We start from the raw sequence: 15,155 nt of genomic DNA, 5'->3' as shown, positions 1-15,155 counted from the left end.
CTCTATTTCGACCCCCGCGCCACCCCGGGGATTATGGGTGACCATGCCCCGCCAGCCTTTGCCGTCTGTCCGCTACCAAGGGCCTGGAGTTTACGCATCAGATTGGCGCGGTGGGTTTCGATGGTGCGCACACTGGTGCCCAGATCCCAGGCAATGACTTTGTTGGCCTTGCCCGCGATAATCAGGTTCAGGACATCGCGCTCTCTGACCGATATTCCCTGATCCTGGGGCGGGTCAAAATTGTTGGCCACTCGTGGGTCAGTTCTGGTGGCCATTGACACTTAGGCATCATGAGGCTGCGAATGAGTCCATCCGCCAACCTTGGGGCTGGGCCCGGTTGCGGGATTGCCGATGGATATGCCCTGCACTTCGATGGGCATGACCAGGGGGTCCAGGTCGAGAATAGCCGGGGGTGACCAAACGAACACCCGGCGTAAGGTCGACGGGACGGAACCGGTCGCATAGGGCGACAGGGTGGATTTATCCAGATCGAGACCTTGAGTAAGGATGCCGAAGACGCCCCGTTTAGTCAGTTCCTTAGCGAACAGAATCAGAGCCGCCACTCCGGAGTCGAAGATTTGGGTCACTCCCGTCAAATCCAGAACGGCCTGGGTAATGCTGTCATCCACGGCCTGGGCGATGGCCATGAGACGGAAGGCGCAGCGCAGGTCCAGCGGACCCCTGATATGAATACGCAGGCAATAGTCGACTAGGTCATAGTCAATATCCGCCGCCAGGTTGCTGGGCTGCCAGCGAGGTCCGCGCCAGGAGGAGACATCGGGTTCCGTACCGGTCAGGCGACCCCCGAAGGTCATCGCCTGTCGCCAGAGTTCTGGTGTCTGCGAGGCCAATGGTGGCAATTCCATTTTTTTCAATTCTTATCCCCCTCTGCTATTGAGAGCCTATCCAGATTCGTCGTCACAGGGTCACCCTTGGGACGACGGGCTAAATGGGACTGCTGTCAAGCGGCCGGTAGCGGCGGCCACGTTAGGGTGAATGATAGGTAGGAATAACAGCCAGATACTATCCGGATTGTCCACCTGAATTTCAGTAGTATTACTTAGTCGACAACAGAAGTTGGCGCCAGATTGATGGCCAGGGGAACGGCCGGGGATGAGGTGTCGGCGAGTAGCCTCGCCGCTAATTCGATGGCGCGGCGATCCAGGGGCTGGCTAAGGCCCATGCGCTCCGCCATGGGTATTATCGCGCGGAGCAACGCCGCCTTCCTCCAGGCCGCCTTGCTCAATCTGGTGCTCAACGCCCGCGAGGCCATGCTGGATGGCGGAGATCTTGGCCTGGAGGCGCGGACGGCCGAGTGGGACCATCGGAGCCCGCTCGCGGTCGGTCGACTGGCTCCCGGGATCTATGCTCAGGTACGGGTCGTCGACACCGGTTACGGGATGGACCAGGAGGTGCTCGCCAGGCTGTTCGAGCCGCTGTTCTCGACCAAGGCGAAGCAGCGCGGCCATGGGTTCGGTAGGTTCATGGTGCAGGGGTTTGTCACGCGCCCCGGAGCCGGGCTCGCCGTGACGTCACGGGCCGGAGAGGGCACAGAATTTCGGCTCCTGATGCCGCTTGGCGGGCGAGATCCCGAGGATATCAAACATCCCCCGCTGCTGCCGGATGGCGCCAGCGGGCGACTGCCGCGAATGGTTGGGGATCGGGTCTAGGCGGCCGCCCAAGCCGCCGACAGCAATTCCGTCTGGGCGAGCACCGTCTTGACGGCTTCATCCTGCAAATCCGGCGGGTAGCCATACTTGTTCAGGATGCGTTTGACCATCACCCGAATCCTGGCCCGGGCACCCTCGCGCAGGGCCCAGTCGATGGTCACGCTTTTGCGCACCTGGGTGATCAGCTCGGCGGCGATGACCTTGAGCTTGGCATCGCCCATGGCGACGACGGCGGATTCATTGGCGGCGAGGGCATCGTAAAAGGCCACCTCATCATCGGTTAGGCCCAGTTCCTCGCCGCGCTTGGTGGCGGCGTCGAGGTCCCTGGCGAGCTGGATCAGCTCCTCGATCACCTGCATCGTCGAGATGGCGCGGTTGTGGTAGGCGTTGAGGGTCTTCTTGAGCTTCTCGCTGAAGACCTGGCTTTGCACCAGGTTGCGCCGAGCTCGGACTTTGAGTTCGTCCTTGAGCAGCTTTTCCAGCAATTCGGCGGCGACGTTCTTGTGCTTGAGGCCACGCACCTCGGCGAGGAACTGGTCGGAGAGGATGCTAATATCCGGCCGCGGCAGGCCGGCGGCGGTGAAGACATCGATCACCTGGCCCTCGGTAGTGATGGCCTTGCTCACGAGCTGGCGGATGGCGGCGTCGATCTGCTCGGGGGTCTTCTGGGTGTGGGTAGCCTGCTTGGTCAGGGCGGCCTGGATGGCTTGGAAGAAACTCACATCGTCGCGGATCACCGTGGCCTCATCGCTGGCGGCGCAGAGGGCAAAGGCGCGGGAGAGCTCCGTCACCACCTTCCCCCAACGCTGTTTGCCATCCTCCTGGGCGAGGATGTGCTCCTGGCCGGCGGGGATGAGGGCGAGCCGTTCGGTGGGTTTGCCAGTTGTCCAGAGGTCCCAGTCGCAGCCGTGCATCAGGTCGCGGGCGATGGCGTGCTTCTCCATCATGACCGCGATGGCCTGGGCGGTATCGAAGGTCGGATCGCCCTGGCCGCCGCTCTCGGTATAGGTCACCAGCGCCCGCTTGAGCTGATCGGCGAGACCCAGGTAATCCACCACCAGCCCGCCGGGCTTGTCCCGGAAGACCCGATTGACCCGGGCGATGGCCTGCATGAGGCCGTGGCCCTGCATGGGCTTATCGACGTAGAGGGTATGGAGGCACGGTGCGTCGAAGCCGGTGAGCCACATGTCCCGAACGATGACGATCCGGAAGGGGTCCTTGGGGTCCTTGAAGCGGTTCGCTAGCTTGCGGCGCCGGTCCTTGCCGCGGATGTGGGGCTGCCAGTCAGGGCCGTCGTCGGCGCTGCCGGTCATCACTACTTTGACCACACAGCCCCTGCCCTGCTCGGCGTCCGGGTCGTCGTCCGGGGCGCTGGTCCAGGCGGGGCGCAGCCCGATGAGCGCCTGGTACAGGTCCACGCAGATGCGGCGGCTCATGCAGACGATCATCGCCTTGCCGTCCATGGCCTCCAGGCGCTTCTCGAAATGCGCCACCAGATCGGCGGCGATCAGCGCGATGCGCTTCGGGTCGCCCACCAGGGCCTCCAGCGCGGCCCACTTGGTCTTGAGCTGCTCCTTCCTGGTCAGCTCCTCGCCTTCGGTGATGTCCTCGAACTCCGCGTCGAGCCTCGGCAGTTCGGCGGCGTTCAGGGCCAGCTTGGAGATGCGGCTCTCGTAATAGATCGGCACCGTGGCCTGGTCGGCGACGGCGCGCTGGATGTCGTAGATGGAGATGTAATTGCCGAAGACCGCCCGGGTGTTGGCGTCCGTCTTCTCGATGGGCGTGCCCGTGAAGCCGATGAAGGAGGCATTCGGCAGGGCGTCGCGCAGGTTGCTGGCGAAGCCGTAGGACATCTCGCCGGTCCTGTCATTGACCTTGCCGCCAAACCCATACTGGCTGCGATGGGCCTCATCCGCGATGACTACGATGTTCCGCCGCGCGCTCAGCGCGGGCATCGCCTCGCCCCTGGCCGGCATGAACTTGTGGATGGTGGTGAAGACCACGCCGCCGCTGGCCCGGTTCAGCAGCTCCCGTAAATGCTCCCGTCCGTCCGCCTGCACCGGCGTCTGGCCGAGGATGTCCGCGCAGCGCTGGAACTGGCCGAAAAGCTGGTCATCCAGATCGTTGCGATCCGTCAGCACCACCAAGGTCGGGTTTTGCATCGCCGGATGCCGCACCAGGCGCGCGGCGAAGAAGAGGATGGACAAGCTCTTGCCACTGCCCTGGGTGTGCCAGACCACGCCGGCGCGGCGGTCCCCCGGCTGGCCGCCGGGCATGGTGCCCGCCCAGTAAGTGCCCAGCTCATCGCTCAGCGGTTTGCCGCTCGTCCCCATCCCGCTGGCGCGCACCGTCTCCTCCACCGCCGCGTTCACCGCATGGAATTGATGGTAGCCGGCGATGATCTTGTGCAATGTGCCCGAATCCGGGTCTTCTTCGAAGACGATGAAGTGCTGGAGCAGATCAAGCAGGCGTTGCCGCTCGAACACCCCGCGCACCAGGACCTCCAGCTCCAGCGCCGACGAGGGGGCGACGCCCGCGCCAGCGATGGTGCGCCAGACCTTGAACCATTCCTGGCTGGCGGTGACGGAACCCATGCGCGCCTGCACGCCGTCGCTGACCACCAGCAAACCGTTGTAGTGCAGCAGGCTGGGGATCTCCGCCTTATAGGTCTGCAGCTGGGCGTAGGCGCTCCAGAGGGTCGCGTCCTCATCCACCGGATTCTTCAGTTCGATCAGCCCCAGAGGCAGGCCGTTGATAAAAATAAGGATGTCGGGCCGGCGGTGGTGCTGGCCCTCGATGACCCTAAACTGGTTCACCACCAGCCAGTCGTTCGCGGCCACCTCTCCAAAATCCACCAGCCGGGCATGATCGCCAGCGATACTGCCATCGGGGCGCGGATATTCCACGGGAACGCCATCCCGCAGCAGGCGGTGAAAGGCGCGGTTGGTTTGGGTGAGCGATGGCGTCCCCACCCAGAGGACCTTGCGCAAGGCCTCCTCCCGCGCCTCCTCGGGAATGGTCGGGTTCAGGCGCTGGAGCGCGGCGCGCAGGCGGCCCACCAGGATGACATCGCCGAACGAAGCCCGCTCCGCCGCCGGTTCACCGGGCGCGAGGTGTGGCCCATGCCCGACCGCATAGCCCAGCTCCCCGAACCATTCGAGGGCGGCGTTTTCGACGATGGATTCGTTGAGGATCATGGCTGGGCCTCATTGGCGGTCGAATAAGCCCTAATTGGCCCGAATGAGCCCCAATTGGCCCCGACAGGTCCTGATAGACACTCCAAATGCCTCATGACAACCTCCATCGTGAACCGCGACCATGCCCTGTTGCTTGAGCCAGACCAAGGATTCGCAGTGCTTCCAAGTCGTTGCGGGCCTGGCGCTCGGTGATTCCCTGACCAATCATGAGCCCGAAGCCCCGCAACATCTCCACCGAATCGCGCGTCCCGGGGTCATCCGCCCGCCCGCGCCGGAGGGGATTCCTCCAGCGTCCGGTCTGAAACCATCTGGCCGGTCATCCGCCCATCTGGCTCGACCCCGAAAATTACGTGACCGCCCAGATGATTCAGCATCGCGCAAATCGTGCGCGCCGCCTCTCGGCGCTCACTCGTTGTCCGTTTGAATTCCAGGGTCTCGGACTCGCCGCCGCGCACCCAGGCTTCGATATCAGCGAGCAGGATCATGCGGGATTCCTCACGAAGCTGGACTGCATCCCATCGCCAAACGAGAACGGGATGCGGGTCCGGCCATCCTCTGTCTGGTAGAAGAGGATTTCGGCTTGGGGTAACGGCTGGTCGCTCACGCGGAGGCTTTCAGATTGGATTCAGGCCCCGCCACGCTTAACTCCCCGCTCAGCAGCTTCGGCAGGAGCGTGTCGCGCAGGGTGGCGAGGGTGCGGGATTGGTGGATGTTGCGGTTGATTTGGTCGAACATCGGCTTGGCGATGGTCGTGAAAACTTCGACCAGCTTTGGCGGCGGAATGACGGTCCTCATCTCCAGCACGCTTTCTGGGCGGATGCGCTGATGGCTGCCGGTGGTGCCGGTGACGAGCGTGCCGTAGGTCGTGGCGAATGCGGCGCTGGTAAAGAGCGAGAAAAGGAACTCGCGGGAAAAGCCGGAGCGCGTTGAGGCGACGATGAACTCGGTGGAGCACGCGGACCGGCGCGTTTCGTGGAGGTCGGCCAGCCAGATGCGCGGGATGTGCGGGTTAAGCTTCGAGAGCAGCACGCTGTTGCGCGTCACGACGAGCTTGTTGCTCATGATGGCGCTGCCGAGTTCTGCTTTCGGGGTTCGCCCTTCGTCAAAAGCGGGTAAGCTGTAGTGGTCGAACGTCTCCTCTGGGAACTCCGCCGGATTGATGGATGAGCGGCTAAAGTCGGATAGTTCGGCGACTCGCCCCACACGCCAACCCTTCGGAATTTGGCCGAGCTCGGAGCCTTGGAAGGAGTCGGGGAAGAGGGCGGCGGTGGCGGGGTCGAGGGCGGGGGGCTGGCGGCCGTCGAGTTTGGCGCGGACGGGGTCGAAATCCACGAACCAGCTCTGGAACAGCGCCCGCGCCATCGCCTCCAGCGTCGCGTTCATCCGCCGGTTCAACTCGATCTTGTCGTCCAGCGCCCCAAGCACCGCCGCGATGGCTTTTTGCTCGGCGAGGGGTGGGCGCGATCGCGAACTCGCAGCGGTCGTTCTCTGTGAGATTAGATCGGCGCGCCGACTGCAAGTTCTTGAGGAAAGGTTGGAGGTCGGTTGCGCGCGAAGTAGTCGATGAAGCGAGGGTGAGCACGCGTTGGGTCGAGGCGGACGATTCCGACCGCTTGATTGGTGTTGGCGGGAAGAATGTTGCTGGGAACGGCGGTTTTCCGATGTAAGCGCCGCCATCGAAAAGGACGTCTCCTTCCTGAGCTTGAGACACGTTGGCGCCGCGTGGGTTTCCGTGTCGATTCGCAGCGAACTTTCGAAAGGTCGATCCATCCGTCGAAAGGAACCGACTCGCCATCGGCGAAGGGATTCCCGTGGAAGAAACGGCCGAGCGCGTTGGCGTCGTGCCCGCATCACCTCGGACAAATCGCCGAGTCGCACTTCAGGCCAATCACCCGCCATAACCCAGCCCCCTCAGGTTTGCTTTGATGGCCTGCTCCAGTTTCGCGGACTCGGCGAACTGGGCGTGCAGTTCGGCGACGAGGCGCGGCATCTTTTCCTCGAAGGGTTCGCCGTCGTCTTCGACTTCCTCGGCGCCGACGTAGCGGCCGGGCGTGAGGACGTGGCCGTGCGCGGCGATTTCGGCGGTGGTGGCGGATTTGCAGAAGCCGGGGATGTCCTCGTATTTCGCCGCAGGCGTATCGGGTCCAGCGTCACGCTGGTCGCCGCGCCAGGCGTGGTAGGTGGAGACGATTTTCTGGATGTCGGCGTCGGTCAGCTCGCGGTGGACGCGGTCGATGAGGGTGCCGAGTTTGCGGGCGTCGATGAAGAGGGTTTGCTGGCGGCGGTCGCGGAAGCCGCGCTTGGTGTCGGCGCCTTTGTTTTTCGCGAGGAACCAGAGGCAGACGGGGATCTGGGTGCTGTAGAAGAGTTGGCCGGGCAGGGCGACCATGCAGTCCACGAGGTCGGCCTCGATGAGGGCGCGGCGGATGTCGCCTTCGCCGGACTGGTTGGAGGACATGCTGCCATTGGCGAGGACGAAGCCGGCCATGCCCTGGGGCGCGAGGTGGTGGATGAAGTGCTGCACCCAGGCGAAGTTGGCGTTGCCCTTGGGCGGCACGCCGAACTGCCAGCGCACGTCGTCGTCCTTGCGGAACCAGTCGGAGTCGTTGAAGGGCGGGTTGGCGAGGACGTAGTCGGCGCGGAGGTCGGGATGCTGGTCGCGGCGGAAGGTGTCGGCGTGCTCGGGGCCGATGTCGGCCTCGATGCCGCGGATGGCGAGGTTCATGATGGCGAGGCGGCGGGTGGTGGCGTTGCTCTCCTGGCCGTAGATGCTGATGTCGCCAATCTTGCCGCCGTGGGCCTCGACGAACTTTTCCGACTGGACGAACATGCCACCGGAACCACAGCAGGGGTCGTAGATGCGGCCCTTGTAGGGGCCCAGCATCTCGACCAGGCAGCGCACGACGCAGGAGGGGGTGTAGAACTGGCCGCCGTTCTTGCCCTCGGCGCTGGCGAAGCGGGTGAGGAAATACTCGTACACGCGGCCGAGCAGATCGACGGAGCGGTGGGTCTTCTCGCCCTCGCTGGCGGCGGTGAGGCTGATGGTGGCGATGAGGTCGATGAGTTCGCCGAGGCGCTGTTTGTCGAGGCCGGGGCGGGCGTAGTCCTTGGGCAGGACGCCCTTGAGGCGCGGGTTGTCGCGCTCGATGGCGACCATGGCGTCGTCCACGGTCTTGCCGATGGTGGGCTGCTTGGCGTTGGCCTGGAGGTGGGACCAGCGGGCATCGGCGGGCACCCAGAAGACGTTCTCGGCCTTGTATTCGTCGGGGTCTTCGGGATTGGCCCCGGCGTAGTCGCCCTGGCCCGCGAGGAGTTTGGCGCGGTGTTCCTCGAAGGTGTCGGAGATGTATTTGAGGAAGATGAGGCCGAGGACGACGTGCTTGTATTCCGCCGCGTCCATGTTGTTGCGCAGCTTGTCGGCGGCGAGCCAGAGCTTGGCCTCGAAGCCGATGGTGGCGGAGGAGTCATTGTTCCGGGTTGCCGTCTTCGCCATCGGATTGCCTGTTGTCGGTTGAGGGTGTCCATGAGCTTTTTAGAAGGGGGTCATTGGCATGGGCCGCCGCTCAAGGATCGTACTCCAGAAACAGATTCCGATGACCCTGGGGGCCCTTGTCGGCTTGGGATGCCGCCGACCGCCCTTTTCCCGGGCCTGGTGGTGCCTGGCCGGCGCTATTCGGGGATTGCGACTTGGCACCGCCACCTGAACGCAGTTTGGTTTTGCCGGGCTGATAGGCGTCGAAGCGGGCGTGGGCATCGCCGAGTTCGAATTGCTGCCAGTCATCCTCCATGGCGAGGGCTCCGGCGAAGCCATGCCAGCGCACGAGGAGCATGGCCTCGCGGCGATCGGCGGCGGCGTGCCCCTTGGCCTGGACCCCCACGTTTTTACCACTGACCCGGGCGTCCTTGAGCAGGGCGTTGTTGCCATCGATGACTAACTGCAGGCTGCCCGCCAGATCCTCGACCAGGAGGAAGTCATCGAGCCAGCGCTGTTCCCCGCGCACGTCCTCCAGGAGCGCGACGAAAGGCCGGGTGTCCTTGATGGTGAGCGCGGCCTTCATATCCAGATGCATGGGCTTGCGCCACGCGACCTGTGATTTCTCCATTTCCAGGTTCGCGTGCCAGTCCGGGGCCAGCGCCGTCGCGGTCTGGCCCTTCACCTGAAAGCCCGTCAGCGCCAGGCTGGAGCCGGTGATATCAAACCGCATGTCCGAGGCCGAGCCGCCCCGGATCAGCAGATCCAGCCGGAGATCGCCGGCCAATTCCGTCTGGCTCATGGCCAGGCGGACGCCCTTGGCGAGCAGCAGCAACTCGCCCCGCAGACTTTTGGGACCCAGTTGCAGATCGCCGACCAGAGTCGCCTCGCCCGACACCAGGGAGAGCGGGGCATGAGCGGGCAGGTAGGGGTTGTAGCTGCTCATATCCCGCACCCGCGCCGAACGGAGCTTCAGCGCCATATCGACCTGGTTGGTCTTGGCGGCGAAGGGGTCGGCGACCACGACATCGGCATCCAGACGCACCTGGTCGATACTGGGCTCCGCCTCGTCGCGGCGCCGCAGGCGGGCATCGCTCAAGGCGATATTCAGAACCAGCGGCGGGTGATGGCTACCCTGCTCCAGGTTTACCCAGGCCTGCCCCAGACCCTCCACCCGATGCTCCAGCAACCCGAGTTCCAGGGCCTCCGGCGGTATCTGGAGGGAGGTTCCGGGTACGGGCAGGCCATCGACGAGCAGGATCTCCGCATCGATCTCGGCCGCGCCGATCAGGCTCAGGTTCAGCGGACGGTTCAATAACTCCGCGATCCAATCGAGTCGGGAAAGGGTCAGGGTGGCCAGCAGACGCCCATCGGCCGTCCCGATCAGGCCGCCGAAACCTTGCTCGGTCAGAGCCTTAACCACGGAGCGCATCGGTCCCCTGCCGGCCTCCGGGGGCGGCAGGGAGAGGCTCAACTGGCCGTCGGTGACCTCCAGCACCGCCTTCAGGGGCTTGGGGGGTACCGGTCCCTTGACATGCTTCTTCCTGGCCCCGGCCTTCGCGGTAGCGGCATTGTCGAGCCCCAGCCGGGTGCCGGTTAGATCCAGCACCGCCTCCTCGGTATCCGTCGCACCCCTGATGCCGGCTCGCAGTTGCAGCACCAGATCGGTGGTCGCCTGGGCATCCCGATAGCTCAACTTGGCCTGGTCGGAAGTCAGATCAAGTTCGATCCTCATCGTCTCGGGGGACACCGCCACCTGGCCCTTCACCCGACCCGAGCCACCCAGGAGCCGCATGGGCCACTCAGCAGGGAGCAGGCTCTGGTAGGCACCCAGGTCGGGCACCTCCATCGCCGGCAGGGTCAAGGTGAGCCCAAGGTCGGGCTTGCCGCCGCGCATCTCGGTGTGGAGGACGGCCTCGAGCCCGCGGCCGGAGAAGAGCGGCAAGGCCGGCTCCCTGTCCGTAGCGGTGGCCGCGTCGGTCGGCTCCGCCACCAGGGCAGCACGCACCTCGTCGAAGCGGACCACCAGATCCGCCCGATTCGCATCCTCGGGGTCGACCTTGAGCTCGATGATGCCGTCGCCAGCAAAGCCATAGCGGGCGAGGGTCAACGCCAGTTCATGGGCCTCGACGATGAGGTCGGTGCCCGGGAGTAAGTCACCGTGGGAAAAGACCACCCGCCCAAGCAGGCGGCCCTGGCCCTGGAGGTCCAGACCCCTGATGCCGCCAATCAGGGAGGGTAGAAAGTTCAGATTTTGCACCGGGAGGTCAATTTCGGCATCGAACTCGGGCAGGGCCAGGGCCGCCAGGCCCGTCGCCTCGGCGATAACGAAGGGCGGGACCTCGATCCGGCCCTTGATGGAGGCCGGGTGGGTCATGGGCTCGGCATCTGCGATCCGCAGCGATTCGAGCACCAGATCCAGGGTACCCCCCGCCAGCCCCAAACGCCCGGCTCCGGTATCCAGGCTGAAGCTGCCGCGGATCTCTCCGGGCAGGGTGCCGCGCACCTGGGAGACCCAAAAGGCATGGGCGCCGCGCAGATGGATGTCGGCGATTTCGAGCAGCAGCTTGCCGCCCTCCTCCTCTACCACCGGCTCCGCGGGGGCCTCGGGATCGCGGTTGCGGATGACCGGGAAGTGGTGCCGGATGGCGGCGTCATCCTGGGCTGGACCTGATCGCGGCCGTAGCCGCAGGTCGATATCCACCAGGTCCAGATCATGCACCCGCACCAGGCCCTTGAGCAGCGGACGCAAGGAGACCGACGCCGCCGCGCGTTCGGCATCGACCTGCCATTGCTCAGTCGGGGTCTGGCCGTCGGCGGCGAAACCCCGGAACTCCACCCGCAAGGGGTACCAGCTCCAGGCCCGATCCCAGCCAATGGCGAGGCGGTCGGGTTGCAGGCTGTTCAGATAGGCCCGCGTCGCGGGCAGGTTCAGGGCCAGATTCACCCCGACCAGATAAAGGGCCACCAGGATCAGGGTGGCCGAGACCAGCCGGGATAACCCCTTCTTCATGTTTTGGAGCCTCTATTCCGTCTGTCCCGTGAAGCGGCCATAGGCCACCTTGACAGCCTCCTGGCCCAGAAGCTGGCGCAGGCGCTTGATCAGTTCGTCCGTAGGTTGGACGCGCCAGTCGTCCCCGAGCAGGAAGCGGGCCTGGCCTTGGGGTGAATGGTATGCCAACTGGATGGCCAGGCGGCCACCTCGATAGAGGGTCAGGACCTCGCGCAACTGCTGGAGGAGCTCCCCGCCCTTCTTATATTTCTTGGCGGTGCCCAGGTCCAGCGTAAGCCAGAGGTGATCGGCGGCCTTCTCCCGGGCCTGTTCCAGGGTCTGGACCTCGCTGGCGCGCAGGGACCAGGCGTCGCGAAATTCATCGAAGTTGAGGGTGCCGGCGATGACCAGCAGGCGATCCACGGCCAGGAGGTCGCGGAACTGGTCGTATAGCTCGCTGAAAACGGTGACCTCCAGGCGCCCGGTGCGATCGTCGAGGACCAGGGAGGCCATGCGCCCGCGCGGGGTCTTGCCGTGGCGCACCCCCACCACCAGGCCGGCCACGGTGCGCTTCTCCCGGTCCCCGCGCCCCTTGGGGGTGGACAGAAGGACATTGAGGCGGTTGCCCATGAGGGCATTGAGCTCGGGTTCGAAGCGGTTGACGGGGTGGCCGGTGAGATAGAGGCCCAGGGTCTCCTTTTCGCCCTGGAGGCGCTCCTCCTCCTCCCATTCCCCCCACACCTGGCCGGCGAGCTGGGGGTCGGGACCCGTGGCGGTCTCCTCCACCAGGCCAAAGAGGTCCACCTGACCGGAGGAGTGGCTGGCCTTGTGCTGTTCCGCCAGCCGGATCGCCAGGGGCAGATGCTGCATCAGGGTGGCGCGGTTGGCGCCGAGTTCGTCCAGGGCGCCGGAGCGTACCAGGGCCTCCAGGACCCGCCGGTTCATCTTTTGCAGGTCGATGCGACGGCAGAAGTCCCAGAGGTCGCGGAAAGGCCCCTCCGCCTGGCGGGCCTCCTGGAGCGCGAGGATGGCGCCCTCCCCTACCCCCTTGATGGCGCCCAGGCCATAGATGAGGGTTCGGTCGTCGGCGATGGTGAATTGCCACTCGGAGGCATTCACCGTGGGTGGTCGCACCTCCAGACGCATGGTCCGGCATTCGTCGATGAGGGTGACCACCTTGTCGGTGTTGTCCATGTCGGCGCTGAGGACGGCGGCCATGAAGGCGGCGGGATAGTGGGCCTTGAGCCAGAGGGTCTGATAGGAGACCAGGGCATAGGCGGCGGAGTGGGACTTGTTGAAGCCGTACCCGGCGAACTTGTCCATCAAGTCAAAGATGTAGGTCGCCGTCCGGCCGTCCACGCCCCGCTGGGCCGCCCCTGCCTCGAAGACGGCGCGCTGCTTGTCCATCTCCGATTGCTTTTTCTTGCCCATGGCGCGGCGCAGCAGGTCCGCGCCGCCCAGGGAGTAGCCGGCCAGGACCTGGGCGATCTGCATCACCTGCTCTTGGTAGAGGATGACGCCGTAGGTGGGCTTGAGGATGGGCTCCAGGTCCGGATGGGGATAGGCCACCGCCGCCTCGCCGTGCTTGCGGGCGATGAAGTCATCGACCATGCCGGATTGCAGCGGGCCGGGGCGGAACAGGGCCACCAGGGCGGTCATGTCCTCGAAGGAGTCGGGGCGCAGCTTCTTGATCAGCTCCTTCATGCCCCGGGATTCGAGCTGGAAGACGGCGGTGGTCTCGCAGCGTTTGAGCAGGGCGAAGGCCGCCGGGTCCTTGGGGTCGATGCGGGAGATGTCGATGGGGGGCTCGCCGGCCTTGGCCCGCCCGGCATTGATGGTCTTGAGGGCCCAATCGATGATGGTCAGGGTGCGCAGGCCCAGGAAGTCGAACTTGACCAGGCCCACCTGTTCGACATCGTCCTTGTCGAACTGGGTCATGAGGTTGGTGCCGCCCGGCTCGCAATAGAGGGCGGCGAAGTCCGTCAACCGGGTCGGGGCTATGACCACGCCGCCGGCGTGTTTGCCGGCGTTGCGGGCCAGGCCCTCCAGTTTGAGGGCCATGTCGATGAGGGTCCGCACCTCTTCGTCCTCGGCGTAAGCCTTGCGCAGGTCCTCCCCATCCTCCAGGGCCTTGCTCAGGGTCATGCCCAGCTCGAAGGGCACCATCTTGGCGATGCGATCGACCATGCCGTAGGGGTGGCCCAGCACCCGGCCCACGTCGCGCACCACCGCCTTGGCGGCCAGGGTGCCGAAGGTGATGATCTGGGACACCGCCTCGCGGCCATAACGCCCGGCGACATAGTCGATGACCCGGTCGCGCCCCTCCATGCAGAAGTCGATGTCGAAGTCGGGCATGGAGACGCGTTCCGGGTTGAGGAAGCGCTCGAACAGCAGGTCGTGCTCGATGGGGTCCAGGTCGGTGATCTTGAGGGCGTAGGCCACCAGGGACCCAGCGCCGGAGCCGCGTCCCGGTCCCACTGGGATGTCGTTGTCCTTGGCCCACTGGATGAAATCCGCCACGATCAGGAAATAGCCGGCGAAACCCATCTGATTGATGACCCCCAGCTCCAGCTCCAGGCGGTCGTCATAAATCCCGCGACGCTCCGCCAGGCCGGCCGGGTCGAAAAGCCGTGCCAGGCGCCATTCCAGCCCCTCGCGAGAGAGGGCGGCAAAGTGATCCTCAAGGGTCATACCCACCGGCACGGGAAAGTCCGGGAGGAAGTTCTGGCCCAGCGTCAGTTCCAGGTTGCAGCGCTTGGCGATCTCCAGGGAATTTTCCAGGGCCTCGGGGATATCGGCGAAGAGCGCCGCCATCTCCTCGGGCGTGCGCAGATATTGCTCCTCGCTATAGCGCCGGGGACGGCGGCTGTCGCCCAGGGTCTGGCCATCGTGAATGCAGACCCGCGCCTCGTGGGCCTCGAAATCCCGAGAGGTCAGGAAACGCACGTCGTTGGTCGCGACTACCGGTACGCCCCGGGCGGTGGCCAGGTCCACGCCGCGCTCCAGGCACTCCGCCTCGTTGGGGCGGCCGGTGCGCAGGAGTTCGAGGTAATAGCGATCGCCGAAGGCCGCCAGCCAGTGATCCAGACGCTGCTCCGCCAACCGCTGGTTGCCGGTCAGGAGGGCCTGACCCACATCCCCCGCGGGGCCGCCGGAGAGAGCGATGAGACCCTCCGCCGCCGCCACGACCCAATCGCGCTCCACCTGGGGCAGCGCCGTACCCTGCTGGCCATCGAGATAGGCACGGGAGACGAGGCGGGTCAGGTTGAGATAGCCGGCCTGGTTCTGCACCAGCAGCACCAGGCGATGGGGTTGGCTGGCGTCATCCGGGTTGCGCACCAGCATCTCGGCGCCGACGATGGGCTTGACCCCGGCGGCCAGGGCGGCCTTATAAAAACGGACCAGACAGAAGAGGTTGAGCTGATCCGTGATGGCGATGGCCGGCATCCCCGCCTCCCCCACGGCATTGACCATGGGCTTGATACGCAGGAGGCCGTCCACGAGGGAATATTCACTGTGGACGTGGAGATGAACGAAGGAAGGCACGGGCGGTGTTATAGGATGACTACTCTGGGGATGACTGAGATCATTGTAAGCCTTGTTGCCCGGGGTCATGGATTGGGCTTGGGTTGCAGGGATCGGGGCGGGCAGCGGGTGACGGCTGGTGGGCGGGGGACGCCGTGAATACATCCCTGTAGGCTTGACGACAGCATCCCTGCTGTCGACACCCCCGCCCACCAGCCGTCACCCGCTGCCCGCCAAGGCTCCCGCTATGGGCCGTTAATCGACGGACTTTAGGTATAAAGTCGCGCAGCGTTGGCCAC

Annotated in this window: 9 protein-coding genes; 1 reads left to right on the top strand and 8 read right to left on the bottom strand. The window is 65.1% G+C overall.

Features of this window, described 5'->3' with window-relative positions; translation table 11 throughout:
- Positions 1-2: 2 nt before the first annotated feature.
- Positions 3-275 carry a hypothetical protein gene (locus IPN92_16660; protein MBK8639818.1) on the bottom strand — a complete coding sequence of 91 codons (273 nt, stop codon included), beginning with the start codon at positions 273-275 and terminating at the stop codon, positions 3-5.
- Between the two features lie 6 nt (positions 276-281).
- Positions 282-851, bottom strand: coding sequence for an STAS domain-containing protein (locus IPN92_16655; GenBank protein ID MBK8639817.1), 570 nt, complete (start codon positions 849-851; stop codon positions 282-284).
- 330 nt (positions 852-1,181) lie between these two features.
- On the opposite strand from IPN92_16655, the gene IPN92_16650 reads away from it, so the two are divergent.
- Entirely contained in the window at positions 1,182-1,670 is a 489-nt protein-coding gene (locus IPN92_16650) for a hypothetical protein (protein MBK8639816.1), read from the top strand.
- Here IPN92_16650 and IPN92_16645 read toward each other — a convergent pair.
- From IPN92_16645 to dnaE, 6 genes are all read right to left on the bottom strand, one after another.
- Entirely contained in the window at positions 1,667-4,867 is a 3,201-nt protein-coding gene (locus tag IPN92_16645) for a type I restriction endonuclease subunit R (protein ID MBK8639815.1), read from the bottom strand. The two genes, IPN92_16650 and IPN92_16645, sit on opposite strands and share 4 nt — an antisense overlap.
- 254 nt (positions 4,868-5,121) lie before the next feature.
- The gene (locus IPN92_16640) at positions 5,122-5,352 is read right to left on the bottom strand and encodes an ATP-binding protein (GenBank protein MBK8639814.1); all 231 of its coding nucleotides are present in this window, start codon (positions 5,350-5,352) and stop codon (positions 5,122-5,124) included.
- Between the two features lie 115 nt (positions 5,353-5,467).
- Positions 5,468-6,250, bottom strand: a complete 783-nt coding sequence (locus tag IPN92_16635; protein ID MBK8639813.1) for a restriction endonuclease subunit S — start codon at positions 6,248-6,250, stop codon at positions 5,468-5,470.
- A gap of 505 nt (positions 6,251-6,755) precedes the next feature.
- A complete protein-coding gene (locus IPN92_16630; GenBank protein MBK8639812.1) occupies positions 6,756-8,360 on the bottom strand; it encodes an SAM-dependent DNA methyltransferase in 1,605 nt (534 codons plus the stop codon).
- A 70-nt stretch (positions 8,361-8,430) separates the two neighbouring features.
- Positions 8,431-11,352 carry a hypothetical protein gene (locus IPN92_16625; GenBank protein ID MBK8639811.1) on the bottom strand — a complete coding sequence of 974 codons (2,922 nt, stop codon included), beginning with the start codon at positions 11,350-11,352 and terminating at the stop codon, positions 8,431-8,433.
- Positions 11,353-11,364: 12 nt separating this feature from the next.
- On the bottom strand, positions 11,365-14,946 hold the full coding sequence (dnaE, locus tag IPN92_16620; protein MBK8639810.1) for a DNA polymerase III subunit alpha: 3,582 nt from the start codon (positions 14,944-14,946) through the stop codon (positions 11,365-11,367).
- Between the last annotated feature and the right edge of the window lie 209 nt (positions 14,947-15,155).

This window comes from Chromatiaceae bacterium (assembly GCA_016714645.1).
Lineage (GTDB): Bacteria > Pseudomonadota > Gammaproteobacteria > Chromatiales > Chromatiaceae > M0108.
This window is presented reverse-complemented; position numbering and strand designations above follow the sequence as displayed.